Here is a 246-nt window from a genome sequence, read left to right on the forward strand (position 1 = left end):
GGCTTGCACCGCTGCTGCGCCTGCAGGCACGCGTATCCGCGCTGCCCGGCCCGTCACTGCTGCTGGTGGAAAGCGTGCGCCGCCGCGAAGGACAGTTCGTGTTCGTGTATCCGTTCGCCGGGCGCCAGGTCAACGAGGGGCTGGCGGCGCTGATGGCGATGCGCTGGACGCGCCTGCAGGCCAATACCTTCGGCTACGCCGCCAACGATTACGGCTTCGTGCTGGCACCGGCGCGCGCGGTGGAGG

The 246-nt window shown here is 70.3% G+C and carries 1 protein-coding gene; it reads left to right on the forward strand.

What is annotated here, in order from left to right:
- The coding region (locus ACPYOM_RS23420; protein WP_481347814.1) for a hypothetical protein at positions 1-246 on the forward strand (246 nt) is incomplete at both ends.

Source organism: Monashia sp. HAY1-2A, from assembly GCF_056755315.1.